Source organism: Streptomyces sp. NPDC027672 (genome assembly GCF_055566335.1).
In genome coordinates this window covers 140,270-153,415 of record NZ_JBVHSO010000018.1, presented here as the reverse complement: position 1 = coordinate 153,415, position 13,146 = coordinate 140,270, and the positions used below count along the sequence as shown (strand labels likewise).

Genomic DNA, 13,146 nt, shown 5'->3' with positions numbered 1-13,146 from the left:
GCAGTGGCTGCACACCTACAATCACCACCGCGGACACACCGCGCTCAAGGGCCAACCACCCGCCAGCCGCGTCCCCAACCTCACAGGGCAATACATCTAGTCCACCCGGAGTTCTTTTCCGGCGTTTTCCTCCGGAGACGCGCAGTGTGCCGCTGGCCCGGCGGTTCGTGCGCTCGGTGTTGCGTGGTGTCGCGCCAGAGGTGGTGGACACCGCCGAGCTGCTGGCCAGCGAGCTGGTGACCAACGCGGTGCTGCACGCGCGTACCGAGGTGGAGGTCCGGGTCTGGTCCCACGAGGGACGCGTGCGGGTGCGCATCGGCGACAGCCGGCCGGACCGCCCGTTCGTGCCGCGGGAACCCAGACCGTATGCCGGTGCCGGACGGGGCCTCGCCATGGTCGAGGAGCTGGCTTCCAGTCATGGAGCCCACGTCGGGGAGGGCCGTAAGACGGCCTGGTTCGAGCTGTGGCCCAAGGCCCCGGCGCCGCCGACATCCGGATGGGAGTCCGTGCCGCTGTACGGGCGAACCGCGACCGTGACACTGATCGACCTGCCCTACATCGTGTTCCGCGCGGCGCAGCAGCACGCTGACGAGATGCTGCGTGAGCTGATGTTGACCACCTGCGTCGAGGAGCGCACCGGGGTGTCGGGCCCCGAGCTGCTGGCCGCCGGCGATGTGGCCAACGTGATCAATGCGTGCATGACATCCGCGCTGGCGGAGACGGTCGTCGGCGGCACCACGGTGACCCTGGAGATCGCGTTTCCCCTGGACGCCGCGCCGGCCGTGGACGCCTTACGGCACGTGTGCGAACACGGCGACGCGGCGGCGCAGCTGGGCGCCCTGCTCACCCTCCCGGCTCCGCCGAACGTGCGGAGCAACTACCAGTGGGTGCTCGACCAACTGGTCACTCAACTCTCCGGAGGTCCGCCCACCGCGTGGACGCTGCAGCCCGGAGTGCCGGACGCGACCTCCGTCGAATTCACCCCGTGGGACGCCGGTGACGTGGAGGACAGTGGTGTCCCGACGGTCGCGGCCGACGACGACGGCCGGATCATCGCGGCCAACGCCGCGCTGGCCGACCTGCTGGGATGGCAGACCGACGAGCTGATCGGCCGGCCCTTGACGGTGCTGATTCCCGAACACCTGCGCGAGCGTCATCGGGCGGGATTCACCGCGCTCCGGTTGACCGGCCGCTCCCGCATCATGGGCCGGTCCATCCCGCTGCCGGCGCTGCACCACGACGGCAGCCTGGTCCCTGTGCGCCTGCACGTCCAGAGCCAGGAGGCGGTGGACGGCCGCACGGTACGGGTGGGCCAGTTCATGCCCAGGGCGACGGCTCCCGGGGAGGACCGGCCGGTATCGCGTCCCGACCCCGGTTCTTCGGTGCGGCTACACACCGGTGCGGCGGCGGCACCGCGGGCCGGCGGCGCGGAGGCGACACGGGCGTGGGAGCGGTTGAGCTTGCTGGCCGACACCACCAGTGCGCTGTCGAGCACACTCGACTTGCGCGAGGGACTGCGCCGGGTGTGCCACGTCCTCACCCAGCAGATGGCCGACTGGTGCGTGGTCGACCTGCTCGACGAGCATGGGAATGCCGAACGGGTCTGCGTCGTCCACCGTGATCCCCGGGCACTGAGCGTGGGGGTGGACCTCGGCAGGCTGCCCCCGGTGGCCGAGAACGCGCAAGGACCTCTGGCCCGGGTGCTGCACGGCGCGGGCCCCCTGCTGATCACCGATATCCCGTCACCGGACCAGGCGGAAAGCGCCCTGGACGCCCGGCAGCTTGAGTTGTTCGAGCAGCTGGACGCCACCAGCACGATCATGGCCCCGCTGCGGGCCCGCCGCGAGGTGCTGGGCGCCCTGATCGTCGTACGCACCCGCCACGACGACCCCTTCACCGAACAGGACGCGCTTCTCGTCGCCGACCTCGTGAAAGGCATCTCGCTGAGTGTCGACAACGCCCGTCTGCACCAGCACACCCGTACCGCGGCCGAGCGCCTTCAGCGCTCCCTGCTGCCCCGCCTCCCGCACATCCCGTCCATGGAGATCACCGCCCGCTACGCCCCGTCCAGTACCACCGCCCAGGTCGGCGGCGACTGGTTCGACGCCTTCACCCTGCCCGACGGCGACACGGCACTGGTCATCGGAGACGTGTCCGGGCATGATCTGAACGCCGCCGTCACGATGAGCCAACTGCGCAACATGCTCCGCGGCATCGCCGTCGACTGCCAGGACCGCCCCTCGGAGGTGCTCCGCCGCCTCGACCTCGCGACCCTCACCCTTTACCCGCACTCCACCGCGACCTGCGCTTACGCCGTCGTCAAAGGCCCCCGCAACGGCCCATGGGAAGTGCACCACTCCTCCGCCGGACACCTCCCCCCGCTGCTGACCTGCTCCAACGGCGACACCCACTACCTGGACGCCGCCTCCGGTCTCCTCATCGGCGTGGACAGCACCCTTCCCCGACCCACCGCCCGCGATCCACTGCCGGCCCACTCCACCCTGCTCATGTTCACCGACGGCCTGATCGAACGCCCAGGGGAATCCCTCAGCGACGCCATGGCCCGCCTGCGCCGGCACACCGCCGCCCTCGCCCAGGCCCCCCTCGACGTCTTCTGCGACGAACTGATCCTCGGCCTCGGCGCCGGCAGCACCGACGACATCGCCCTCCTCGCCCTACGCCCCGCCCCGCCGGGCACATGACCCGGCCGGGCCGGTCGACCGGCGCCGCCAGGAACACGAGCAGCGGCACCAGCAGCCCGGTCCCGGAATGCTGCCCTCGGACCCCGAGCACAGCCCGTAGGGCCAGCGTCAGTCGACCATTTCCATAGACTATGAATATAAAAAGGCTATGCTTCGGGCATGAGTCGTCAAGACACCGCTCCTGGCGCGTCCGCCGCCATCGGGGCAGCCCTCTACGGCCTGGCCACGAGGGCCGCGAGACGCCTGCCCCGGGACATGAGCCTGACGTCCGCCGCCACCCTGGCCACCCTGGACCGGACCGGCCCGCGGCGCATCACCGATCTGGCTGCGGTCGAGGGCGTCACCCAGCCCGCGATGACCGCCCTGGTCCGGGTGATGGAGGAGTCCGGCCTGGTCGAGCGGCGGGGCGACGCGGCCGACAGGCGGGTCACGCTGGTGTGCCTGACCGAGGCCGGCGCCTCCTATGTCCGGACGCGGCGCCAGGCGGGCGTCCAGGCGTTCGAGCGGTTGATCGGCCAGCTCACCGGCGACGAGGTCGAGGCGCTGGTGGCGGCCCTTCCGGCGCTGCAGCATCTGGCAGAGCTCGAAAGCCAGGATCGCGAAGGGCCGAGGCAGTGACCGGGCAGCCGGCCGGCGGGGCCGCGGTGGAGGCGTTACCGGTGGCGCGTTCCGAGGCGCGGCTGCTGGTCCCCGCCCTGGTGTTCATCGCTCTGGTCGTGGCGGCGGTCGCCAGCCTCGGGACGCCGCTCATCACCAGCGTGGCGACCTCGTTCCACGTCTCGCTCGGCAGCGCGCAGTGGACGCTGACCGTCGCGCTGCTCAGCGGCGCCGTCGCCACGCCGGTCCTGGGCCGGCTCGGAGCCGGCCCGCACCGGCGGGCCACGATCCTCGCCACGCTGGCGGTCGTCGTCGCCGGCAGCGCGCTCACCGTGCTGCCGCTGCCGTTCGTGTGGCTGCTGGCCGGCAGGGCGGCCCAGGGCGTCGGGCTCGGGCTGACGGCGCTGATGATGGGCGTGGCCCGGGACCACCTCCCCGAGGAGCGCAGCGCGACCGTGATCGCCCTGATCTCGGTGGTCTCGGTCATCGGGGCCGGCGTCGGCTATCCGCTGGCCGCACTGCTCGCCGAGCTCGGCGGGGTACGGGCCGCCTACGGCCTCGGCCTGGTCGTCACCGCCGCCGCCCTCCTGACCGCGTTGCGCTCCATGCCCGAAGCCCCCGAAGGCCGCTCCGCCCACGTGGACGTGGCAGGCACGGTCGTCCTGGCCGCTGCGCTGCTCCTGGTGCTGTTCCTCGCCGGCGAACGGAATCTGTGGAGCCGGTACCTCGCCGTGGCGGCGGGCCTCGCCGTCGTCGCGGTGGTGCTGCTCTGCGTCTGGGCCGCGATCGAGCTGCGCAGCACGACGCCCCTGGTCGACGTGCGGGCGGTGCGGCACCCGGCGGTCGCCGGGGCGAACCTCGCCATGTTCGTCGGCGGGATCGGCATGTACCTCCTGCTCACGCTCGTCACCCGGTACGCGCAGACGCCGCACGGCGCCGGCTACGGCTTCGGGCTGACGACCTTCGTCGCCGGGCTGGTCCTCATCCCGTTCTCGGTGCTGGGGTTCGTCGCAGGCAAGCTCACGCCGCGGGCCCGGACGCGGATCGCCGGCCCCCTGCTCCTGGCCGGCAGCGCCGTCGTGGTCGGCGGCGGGTTCGCCCTGTTCGCGGCGGCCCGGTCGGACCTGGCCGAACTGTTCGCGGCGATGGGCGTGCTCGGCTTCGGCGTCGGCGGCTTCTCGGCCGCGATGCCCGGCGTCATCCTGGCCGTCACCCCCCAGAGCGAGACGTCGAGCGCCATGAGCTTCAACTACGTCGTCCGCAGCGTCGGGTACTCCCTGGGCAGCGCCTTCGGCGGCCTGATCCTCGCCGCGGGCACCGGCCCCGGCCACCTCTTCCCCGACGACAGCGCCTACACCACCGCGGCGCTCGTCGGTATCGGCGCCATGGCGATCACGACGCTGACAAGCCTCGCTCTCGCCCGCCGACGCTCGTCCGAGACCAACCCGTAAGTCGGATGCACTCGTTCCCACACTGGAGGTTCCATGCCCAAGGGCTACTGGGTCAGCGCCTACCGCACCATTTCAGACCCCGAGAAACTGGCTGCCTACAACGAGCTGGCCGGTCCGGCCGTCGCGGCCGGGGGCGGCCGGGCCCTCGTCCGTGGCGGCCGGGTCGTGGCGCATGACGCCGGAATCGCCGAGCGCACCGTCCTGATCGAGTTCGACAGCTTCGAGCAGGCCGTCGCGGCGCACGAGAGTGCGGCCTACCAGGAGGCGCTGGCCGCCCTCTCCGACGGCGTCGAGCGCGACTTCCGCATCGTTGAAGGCATCGACTGACCGAGGTCCAGGCGGATCTTCACTGGTGGCGGAGGGGAGACCCTCCCCTCCGCCACCATGCACCGTCACCGTCCGCAAGGGCGGTGCGCGGCGCGGACGACGCCGTACATCGCCGCATCGGGGTGCGGTCCGCCGGGCGGGGGAGTGCGTTACATCGTGCGCAGCCCAGCGCACCATGCGCGCGCCGGTCCACACCAGCGCGCCACCGCCCCGGCCATCCGATGTGCGTGGCACGCGCCGGGGTCCTGCTGTTGGAGAGCGCGGTCCAGGGCGCCGAGTGGATCGTACCGGGGGACTTCCCTGCGCTGCGCGCCGACTGCCTTGAAGAGATCGTCGTACGTCTGGAGCTGCTGTGCCTGGACGACCCCACGACTGTCTGGGAGCGGGAGAGCGCCGGCACCCGCGAGGGGCGCACCTGAGTCGTCGACGTGTCCCCCCGGTGGCCGGACGACGGCCCCGACGGGCCGCGGGCGCGAGCCCGCGGGACGTCTACGAACCGGGGTACACGCGCTCGCCTGCCCCACCGCGGTCGGACGTCACGCGGACGACCGCGTGGAGTTCGGGCCACCGATGCTGCACTGGCACTCGTCGGTGGTCCCGGCCGCAGCCTGGATGCAACTCCCCGACGGCCGCTGGTCGCACGAGGTGCGGCCGTGTGCCTCCAACGGCCTCTGGGCGACGCCCAGCACGCCGCGTGCGGGTCTCTCGGTCACCGTCGACCCCTTGGTGGTCGGCCACGGCACCCTGTATTCCGAGGAGTAGGGGAATTGCGTCTTCGAGGGCCATCCGGCCCTCGGGGTATGGCGCGCGAAAAGCGTGATGTCGGGGCTTCCCGTGCTCACGGACTTGGGTTTTCCCGGGGCGCTCGGAAACGGAAGGAGCGCTATCACAAGGAGTTCCTCGGCAAGGGAAATCTCGACGTCATCTACGAGGGCGCCGGTGACGAGCACATCAGCCACGGCACCGCGCCCAACGGCAAGGAGGGCGTAGAGCGCTTCAAGGAGTGAGTGCGACTCCAGCGCGCGTCCTTCCCCGACCTCAAGGTCGTGGGGGACGCCTGGATCCTTGAGGGCGAACGCCCGCGCGTCAGTCCCGCCGGACGGCGCGCGCGTCCGCGTCCGTGATGGGCGCGGCGTGCGCCTCGGCGTTTCCGGAGGCGGCGATGGCATCCAGGGCGCGCTGGAGGACGACGGTGTCCTCCAGGGTGTGAATCTCGGTGATCCGACCCCACCTCAGATAGAGGAACTGCGTCATGACGTTGTCGTAGCGGGTGCCGTCCGGGAGCGGGCCGCCGATCTTCACCCGGGTGGCCACCTTGGTCAGCCAGGGACCGCCGGAAATAATGATTTCCAGCGGCTCGAAACGGGCCTCCGGGATGAGCCGGAAAACCCGCTGCCACCACAGGCTCATCGCCTCGCGGGTGTGCCGTTCGCCAGACAGTGCGTGTTCCCCGTAGAAGACATAAGTGAAATTCGGGGCCAGCGTGTCCACCATGGACTGCCAGTCCCCGGAGTCAATCTGGGCAAAGGCTTTGCGTAATTTCGCGGCAACGATTCGGTGATACATGCGGATCCTTCCCCGAGTCCTTCGGAATACTTTTTTGGAAACACTGAATGCCGCCCTGCGGTGTCCTCATTGATACCACGAGAACCCTCGCGGGAACATACCTCACAGTGGGGTGCGAGAAAAGGCGGGAGAGTTTGATGACGGCTCCGATTTCGGTGCTGATCACCGGCTGTCCATCGGGTATCGGCTGGGCCACCGCGCGGCGGGCACCGACACCATCGTCAACGTCTCGTCCGTCTATGGTGTAGCCGGGCGGTATTTCCACGGGGGGATCGAGCAATGGGGTTGGGTCGACGAACGGCGCCGAATCGACTCGGAGGCATGATTCGCCCAGCCGTCCGGTCTCGCGGCCACCGCCGACCGGCTGTGGTGCCGGTGTGGCTGATCGGCCGGACGGTGCGGGTCATGCTGCACGCGTCCGAGCTGGTGGTCTACGACGGGCACGGTCCACGGGGACCGCGACCGCACCCAGGCTCTGGTCGAGATCCTGCTGCTGGGCCGCCACTCCACTTGACGAGCACCTGGTCGCCGGACGGGCCACCGCCCTGCGGGCCGGCGCATCGACGGCGGACGCGGTCGCGCTGGAGGCGCGCAGGCAGCCGAGCCGACGACGTGGACGAGCCACCCGTCCCGGCCCGGTCGGACCGGCAGACGGCGATGTTCCTGACACAGCGGCGGCTGGCCCACCTGCCGCCCGACACCCGGCCGCCGCCCTCGGTCGCGGCCTACGACCAGTTGCTGAAAGCTAGGTGGCCGGCCGGCCGCCCCGCCATCCAGGGAGAGTGACGCCGTGACGTTCCAACGCCACCACGGGCTGACCGAACAGGCCGCCGACACCGCCGTCGGCCAGGCATGCCGCATGCTGCGGTTGCCAACCATCCGGGCACAGTTCCCCGACCTGGCCGAAGCCGCCGTACGTGTCCAGACCAGATGTCGTATTGCGGATTCCTCGCCGAGCTGCTGATGGCCGAGTGCGACGACCGGGTCCGCCGACGTTCCGGACGGCGGATCAAGGTCGCTGCCTTCCCGCGGGAGAAGGCCCTGCGGGGCTTCGGTTCCGAGGCCGACCCGCACATCGATCCGGCCGTCCTCCACACACTGGCCACCTGCGACTGGGTCAAGCTCTCCAGCACCAGGGCCGCCCTGGCCGAGCATGCCACCGCGAGCTGATCAGTCCTTGCTCTCCCCGGCAGTGGCTTCTGCGCCGTGCCGTGTCGGATCATCTGTCGAGGGATCGAGTTGGTCGGCGGTACGGGCCCTCCGGGTGGGGGAAACCGTCAGCACGAGTGCCTGGATGACTGCTCCGGACAGTCCGATGCACAGGGCGAAGCGATAGCTGACCTGGTCGGCGAGTACTCCGCCCAGCGGTGCCCCCACCGCTACCATTCCCCAGTTCATCGAGCGGATCGTCGCGTTCATCCGTCCGCGCAGCCCCTCGGGTGTCACCGCCTGGCGGTAGCTCATCTCCACCGGGCTTTCGATGCCGATGGCCAGGGACACGAGGAAGAAAGCGAGCGACACGGAGGCGAGCGCCCACGATCCGCGCTCGGCCAGGACCAAAGGCAGCCAGCCGATGGCGGCGAGCAGGCGGAAGGCGATCAGAGTGGCGCCGACGTCCAGTCTTCTGGCCACGCGCCCGGAAAGCGCACCGCCGAGTACCGCGCCGGCACTCGCGCAGGCATAGGTGACCCCCAGACCGAATTCCCCGATCTTGAGGCTCTGCAGCGCGAAGACCACGAAGACCGTGCTCACCATGCTGTTGAAAAGGAGCATCGCGTGCGAGGTCAGGGCGATGGACGCCAGCGTGCGATGCCGGTAGACCCATGCCACGCCCTCGCGCAGCTCGCTGCCCACGCTGCGCCGTGCGCCTCGACCGGGGACGGGGTCGGGTGCCTTCACCGAGGTGAGCAGCAGGCCGGATATCAGATAGGTGAGGGCGTCCACCAGCACGGCAAGCGGCGCTCCCACGATTTTGATCAGGACACCGGCGATCAGCGGGCCGGTCGAGCCGGCCACCGCGTCGGCCTGTTGCACACGGGCGTACCCCGCGTTGAGCAGCTCGTTCGGTACCAGCTGGGGCACATACGACTGGTTCGCCGCCTCGAACAGCAACGACAGCATTCCCAGCACGAAGACGAACACGCACAGCGCGGGGATGCTGAGCCGATCCAGCGCATACAGCACGGGTATCGCACCGAGCAGGACCGCCCGTCCGAGGTCCGTGGCGACCATCATCGGCTTGCGCCGCCAGCGGTCCACCACGACCCCGGCTATGAGTCCGAAGAGCAGATACGGAACCCAGCGGGCGGCGTTGACGATGCCGACCTCGGTGGCGGATGCGCTCAGCGCCACGGCGGTCAGGATCTGCAACGCCAGCCCCGAGATGCGAGAGCCGAACGCAGACACAGCCGAAGCGGTCAGGAAACGTACGTACCCAGGGACGTCCACCAGGCGCGGCATGTTCGGACCGTATCAACGAAGATCACCCGCAGACGACGTCGAAACAGGTCACCCAACACGGCAGACATGCGCCAGTGTTGCCGGCTCTCATGGATAGGCCCGAGCGATCTGATCGTTGTGCGCTGCCCAAAACGAGCTGCCCAGAACCAGCGATGAACGTTGCCCGCTCTCGCCTGCGAAACCAAGTGGTCCTCGGTGACGGAGGGTTCCGCCGCCCTGTGGGCCAACCGCGCCTTGCTCGCACTCATGGCCGTGCTCCGCACGGTCAGCCCGGCGGTCCTGCTGGCGAGCCCGGTCCGCCGGACGCGCGACCTCGCGTGACCGTCACCGTGGCCGTAGTCACCTGGTGCGCCACGGCGGGTGAGGTCCGTGGCCGCCGCGGCGGTCACGGTGCCGGGGGCCGTTGCGTCTCCGTGCGCGCACGCCTGCGGAAGCCGAGGGGTGTCTCCGAGGTGCGGTGGCGGAAGAAGCGGGTGAAGACCGTCGTGCTGGAGAAGCCGAGCCGGTCCGCGACCGCGGACGCCGGGAGCTGTGTGTGCAGCAGCAGCCGTTTGGCCTCCAGGACCAGCCGGTCGTCGATGAACGCCTTGGCCCCGCGCCCGACCGCGGCGTTCGTGGCGCGGGTCAGCGACCGCACGCTGTAGCCGAGCCGGGCCGCGTACACCTCGACCTGGTGGTGACGGGCGAAGTCCTGCTCGACGGCGTCACGGAAGCGGCGGAAGGCCGCGTCCCCGGCATGCCTGCGCTGCCCGCCCGGCAGGTTCGCCAGGCGCAGCACCAGGACCGACAGGACATGCCGGACGACCGCGACGTGGACCTCCAGCGGCAGGTCACGCAGCCGGTGGTACTCGCCCTCCAGCAGCTCCAGCGTCCGGTCCAGGGGCTGCGCGGCCTGCGGCGCGGGGGACATCGGCAACCTCCAGGCCCTGCGGTCCAGTTGCGCCCCGGTGACGGTGGCCGCGTCGAGGAAGCTCGCCTGGAACAGCACCACCGCCGTGTCCGGTACGTCCGCACCGCCCCGGAGCCCGTCCGGGAACCGTACGAACTGGCCGGGCCGGATCCACAGCCAGCTCCCGGGCGCCACCGTGCAGTCGGTGGTGTCCACCAGGCAGCGCAAGAGCCCCGAACGCACGGTCATCACGAGATGGAACTCCAGGCGCACGGGCGCGTCGGCCGTCGCACCGAGCCGCCCGATCCGGGTCAGCAGCCCGGGCAGATCGGTGACCTCCACGCCGGGCGGCCCGCCGGGTGTGGTGGGGAAGGGGAAGGCGACGGGGCCGGAAGCCTGTCCGATTCTGCTCATCTCGTGCCCGAGTCTATCGCCGGGCAGCGTGCGGAGATCCCTAGCGTGGACGGTGGAACGACCGGGAAACGGGCGTGGCACCGACCGCCAGCGGCCCACCCGGACGACTGATTCTGCGCACCCGGCCACCGGGCCGTGCGCCGAGCGGAGGAGGACCGGCCGATGCGGCTGATCGTGGGGATGACCGGGGCGACCGGGGCCGTGCTCGGGGTGCGGCTGCTGGAACGGCTCGCCGCCGATCCGGGGATCGAGACCCACCTGGTGATCAGCCGCTGGGCGCGTGCGACCATCGAACTGGAGACGGGCCGCACGGTGCGTGAGGTGAGCGCACTGGCCGACGTCACCCACCGCCCGGAGGACCAGGGCTCGCCGCTGTCGTCCGGTTCCTTCCGCACCGACGGCATGGTGATCGTGCCGTGCAGCATGAAGACCCTGGCGGGGATCCGCGCCGGGCACGCCGACGGGCTCGTGGGCCGTGCGGCGGACGTCGTGCTCAAGGAAGGCCGACCGCTCGTCCTGGTCCCGCGCGAGACCCCGCTCAACGAGATCCACCTGGAGAACATGCTCGCGCTCGCGCGGATGGGCGTACGCATCGTTCCCCCGATGCCCGCCTTCTACAACCATCCGCGCACCATCGACGACCTTGTCGACCACCTGGTGGTACGCGTCCTCGACCAGCTCGGTGTCGAGACCCCTGCCCCCGGCCGCTGGACCGGCATGCGCCCAGCCCGCGCCGAGCGACCCGCCGGCACCCCCTGACCGGCCCCACCCCGCCCACGGACCGCCCCGACGCCGCAGCCCTGACCGGCGCCCGATCCTGACCGGTGGCCCCCCTTGACCGGCCCAACGCCCCCCTTGACCGGCGGCCCCCTTTGACCGGCCCAACACCCCACCCCCGACCGGCCCCCAACCCCGCCCCCGCCCCCGCCCCCGCCCCCGCCCCCCACCCAGACGAACAGGAGCCCGCCCGCGCCATGACCACGCACTCCGACCCCGGCCCGGCCTCCCGCACCAGCCGTGACCTCGCCCCCGCCCCCGGCCTCTCCCAGCACCCTGCTCCCGACCCCGCTCCCGACCCCGCCCTCGACTTCCGGGCCTTCGTCGCACGGCTGCTGGCCGACGGCGATGCGGTGGAGATCGGCAGGACCGTCGATCCGCACCTCGAAGTGGGCGCCGTGACCCGTCGGGCGTACGAGACCGGCGCACCTGCCCCCTTGTTCACCTCCCTCACCGGCACCGCCCCCGGCCACCGCGTCCTGGGCGCCCCGGCCGGACTGGGCGACCCCCGGTCGGGCGCCGCCCACGCGCGGCTCGCCGCGCACGTCGGATTGCCCCGCGACGCCGGGCCGCGCCGGATCGTGGAACACCTCGTCGCCGCCATGCACGCGGACCCCGTCGCGCCGGTCGAGGTCGCCACCGGCCCGTGCAAGCAGAACGTCCGCACCGGTGACGACGTCGACCTGGAACTCTTCCCCGTACCCCTGCTCCACCAGGAGGACGGCGGACGGTACTTCGGCACCTACGGTTTCCACGTGGTGCGCACCCCGGACGGCTCGTGGACGAGCTGGTCGGTGGCCCGCACCATGCTGCGCGACCGCAGGACCCTGGTCGGTCCCGCCATGGCGCAGCAACACGTCGGCATGATCCGCGAGGCGTGGCGCGAGACGGGCCGGCACACGCCGTGGGCGATGGTCCTGGGCGCCCCGCCCGCGGCGCTCGCCGCCGCGGGGATGCCGCTCCCGGCGCACGTCGACGAGGACGGCTACGTCGGCGCGCTCACCGGCAGCCCGGTCGAGGTGGTCCGAACCGAGACGAACGGACTGTACGTGCCCGCCAACGCCGAAATCGTCCTGGAGGGTTACCTCAGCAGCGACGAGACCGCCCCCGAGGGGCCGATGGGGGAGTACCACGGGTACGCCTTCCCCGACGGCAAGGAGCAGCCCGTCTTCCACGTCGAGGCGGTCACCTACCGCGACGACCCGATCCTGCCGGTCTGCGCGGCCGGGGTGCCGCCGGAGGAGAACCACACGATCTGGGGCACCATGATCGCGGCCGCCGCCCTGGACGTGCTCCGCGCCGCCGGGCTGCCGGTCACCCTGGCGTGGTGCCCCTACGAGGCCGCCACCTGCTGGCTCGCCGTCTCCGTCGACCGCGCCCGGCGGGCCGAACTGGGCCTGGACCGGGCCGGGTTGATCCGTTCGATCGCCGACGTGCTGTTCGCCTCGCACGCCGGATGGCTGGTGCCCAAGGTGATCGTCGTCGACGACGACATCGACGTCACCGACATCGGCCAGGTCGTCTGGGCGCTCGCCACGCGCTGCCACCCGGACACCGGCCACCACACCTTCCCGCAGGCCCCCGGCATCCCGATGGTCCCCTACCTCACCCCCGAGGAGGTCCGCGCCGCCCGGGGCGGCAAGTCGGTCACGGACTGCCTGCTGCCGGACTCCTTCCGCGGCACCACCGCCTCCTTCCGCACGTCGTACCCCCGCGAACTGCAGGAGCACGTGCTGGAGAACTGGACGGACTACGGCTACGACGCCTGACGTGCCGTGCGGTGCCATGCCGGACCAGGTGGGGCGGGACGAAGCGGGCGGACCCGCGCGGCTCACCGGACGGCGGCGCGGCAGCGCGCCGGGCCGGCCAGGACGTCCGTGTGGCAGCAGGGTCCCCGGGGTTGAGGCCGGTGCCCGGCGCCCCTATGCGGTCGACGCGGTCCAGAACTGAGTGCGGTGGCGGC

14 protein-coding genes and 1 pseudogene are annotated in these 13,146 nt (G+C 71.4%); 12 read left to right on the top strand and 3 right to left on the bottom strand.

Going from position 1 to position 13,146, the window contains the following annotated elements; genetic code table 11:
• Window positions 1–146 precede the first annotated feature (146 nt).
• The 7 genes from ACZ4SV_RS32900 to ACZ4SV_RS32870 all read left to right on the top strand — a co-directional run bounded on the left by ACZ4SV_RS32900 (window position 147) and on the right by ACZ4SV_RS32870 (window position 6,084).
• A complete protein-coding gene (locus ACZ4SV_RS32900; RefSeq protein ID WP_468009295.1) occupies window positions 147–2,702 on the top strand; it encodes a SpoIIE family protein phosphatase in 2,556 nt (851 codons plus the stop codon).
• A gap of 255 nt (window positions 2,703–2,957) precedes the next feature.
• Complete coding sequence (locus ACZ4SV_RS32895; RefSeq protein ID WP_468009315.1) at window positions 2,958–3,320, top strand: MarR family winged helix-turn-helix transcriptional regulator; 363 nt, start codon at window positions 2,958–2,960, stop codon at window positions 3,318–3,320.
• Window positions 3,317–4,750 (top strand): MFS transporter, encoded by a 1,434-nt coding sequence (locus ACZ4SV_RS32890; RefSeq protein ID WP_468009290.1) that lies wholly within the window; start codon window positions 3,317–3,319, stop codon window positions 4,748–4,750. The genes ACZ4SV_RS32895 and ACZ4SV_RS32890 overlap by 4 nt, the downstream gene beginning before the upstream one ends.
• Window positions 4,751–4,783: 33 nt before the next feature.
• A complete protein-coding gene (locus ACZ4SV_RS32885; RefSeq protein ID WP_468009286.1) occupies window positions 4,784–5,077 on the top strand; it encodes a DUF1330 domain-containing protein in 294 nt (97 codons plus the stop codon).
• A 227-nt stretch (window positions 5,078–5,304) separates the two neighbouring features.
• Window positions 5,305–5,496 carry a hypothetical protein gene (locus tag ACZ4SV_RS32880; protein ID WP_468009282.1) on the top strand — a complete coding sequence of 64 codons (192 nt, stop codon included), beginning with the start codon at window positions 5,305–5,307 and terminating at the stop codon, window positions 5,494–5,496.
• A 151-nt stretch (window positions 5,497–5,647) separates the two neighbouring features.
• On the top strand, window positions 5,648–5,839 hold the full coding sequence (locus tag ACZ4SV_RS32875; protein ID WP_468009279.1) for a hypothetical protein: 192 nt from the start codon (window positions 5,648–5,650) through the stop codon (window positions 5,837–5,839).
• Window positions 5,840–5,877: 38 nt separating this feature from the next.
• Entirely contained in the window at window positions 5,878–6,084 is a 207-nt protein-coding gene (locus ACZ4SV_RS32870) for a hypothetical protein (protein ID WP_468009276.1), read from the top strand.
• 79 nt (window positions 6,085–6,163) lie between these two features.
• Here ACZ4SV_RS32870 and ACZ4SV_RS32865 read toward each other — a convergent pair whose 3' ends face one another.
• Entirely contained in the window at window positions 6,164–6,643 is a 480-nt protein-coding gene (locus ACZ4SV_RS32865) for a nuclear transport factor 2 family protein (protein WP_468009272.1), read from the bottom strand.
• A gap of 612 nt (window positions 6,644–7,255) precedes the next feature.
• Here ACZ4SV_RS32865 and ACZ4SV_RS32860 point away from each other — a divergent pair.
• Together ACZ4SV_RS32860 and ACZ4SV_RS32855 are read left to right on the top strand one after the other, a co-directional pair.
• The gene (locus tag ACZ4SV_RS32860) at window positions 7,256–7,429 is read left to right on the top strand and encodes a hypothetical protein (RefSeq protein WP_468009269.1); all 174 of its coding nucleotides are present in this window, start codon (window positions 7,256–7,258) and stop codon (window positions 7,427–7,429) included.
• A gap of 4 nt (window positions 7,430–7,433) precedes the next feature.
• A pseudogene (locus ACZ4SV_RS32855) lies at window positions 7,434–7,765 on the top strand (ATP-binding protein); the annotation flags it as partial.
• 48 nt (window positions 7,766–7,813) lie between these two features.
• On the opposite strand, the gene ACZ4SV_RS32850 reads toward ACZ4SV_RS32855, so the two are convergent.
• Window positions 7,814–9,103 (bottom strand): MFS transporter, encoded by a 1,290-nt coding sequence (locus ACZ4SV_RS32850; RefSeq protein WP_468009265.1) that lies wholly within the window; start codon window positions 9,101–9,103, stop codon window positions 7,814–7,816.
• 195 nt (window positions 9,104–9,298) lie between these two features.
• Here ACZ4SV_RS32850 and ACZ4SV_RS32845 point away from each other — a divergent pair, with 195 nt between their 5' ends.
• Window positions 9,299–9,424, top strand: a complete 126-nt coding sequence (locus ACZ4SV_RS32845) for a hypothetical protein (RefSeq protein WP_468009262.1) — start codon at window positions 9,299–9,301, stop codon at window positions 9,422–9,424.
• Window positions 9,425–9,488: 64 nt separating this feature from the next.
• Here ACZ4SV_RS32845 and ACZ4SV_RS32840 read toward each other — a convergent pair whose 3' ends face one another.
• Window positions 9,489–10,406 carry a helix-turn-helix domain-containing protein gene (locus ACZ4SV_RS32840; protein ID WP_468009258.1) on the bottom strand — a complete coding sequence of 306 codons (918 nt, stop codon included), beginning with the start codon at window positions 10,404–10,406 and terminating at the stop codon, window positions 9,489–9,491.
• 162 nt (window positions 10,407–10,568) lie between these two features.
• On the opposite strand from ACZ4SV_RS32840, the gene ACZ4SV_RS32835 reads away from it, so the two are divergent.
• Window positions 10,569–11,165 (top strand): non-oxidative hydroxyarylic acid decarboxylases subunit B, encoded by a 597-nt coding sequence (locus tag ACZ4SV_RS32835; RefSeq protein WP_468009254.1) that lies wholly within the window; start codon window positions 10,569–10,571, stop codon window positions 11,163–11,165.
• Window positions 11,166–11,380: 215 nt separating this feature from the next.
• The gene (locus ACZ4SV_RS32830) at window positions 11,381–12,952 is read left to right on the top strand and encodes a UbiD family decarboxylase (RefSeq protein ID WP_468009251.1); all 1,572 of its coding nucleotides are present in this window, start codon (window positions 11,381–11,383) and stop codon (window positions 12,950–12,952) included.
• The last annotated feature ends 194 nt before the right edge of the window (window positions 12,953–13,146 follow it).

What these genes read in the sequence shown, in the direction of transcription:
- ACZ4SV_RS32850 (WP_468009265.1), bottom strand. Translation starts at nt 9,103, where the DNA reads ATGCCGCGCCTGGTGGACGTCCCTGGGTACGTACGTTTCCTGACCGCT.
- ACZ4SV_RS32840 (WP_468009258.1), bottom strand. Translation starts at nt 10,406, where the DNA reads ATGAGCAGAATCGGACAGGCTTCCGGCCCCGTCGCCTTCCCCTTCCCC.
- ACZ4SV_RS32895 (WP_468009315.1), top strand. Translation starts at nt 2,958, where the DNA reads ATGAGCCTGACGTCCGCCGCCACCCTGGCCACCCTGGACCGGACCGGC.
- ACZ4SV_RS32835 (WP_468009254.1), top strand. Translation starts at nt 10,569, where the DNA reads ATGCGGCTGATCGTGGGGATGACCGGGGCGACCGGGGCCGTGCTCGGG.
- ACZ4SV_RS32865 (WP_468009272.1), bottom strand. Translation starts at nt 6,643, where the DNA reads ATGTATCACCGAATCGTTGCCGCGAAATTACGCAAAGCCTTTGCCCAG.
- ACZ4SV_RS32885 (WP_468009286.1), top strand. Translation starts at nt 4,784, where the DNA reads ATGCCCAAGGGCTACTGGGTCAGCGCCTACCGCACCATTTCAGACCCC.
- ACZ4SV_RS32875 (WP_468009279.1), top strand. Translation starts at nt 5,648, where the DNA reads ATGCTGCACTGGCACTCGTCGGTGGTCCCGGCCGCAGCCTGGATGCAA.
- ACZ4SV_RS32870 (WP_468009276.1), top strand. Translation starts at nt 5,878, where the DNA reads ATGGCGCGCGAAAAGCGTGATGTCGGGGCTTCCCGTGCTCACGGACTT.
- ACZ4SV_RS32830 (WP_468009251.1), top strand. Translation starts at nt 11,381, where the DNA reads ATGACCACGCACTCCGACCCCGGCCCGGCCTCCCGCACCAGCCGTGAC.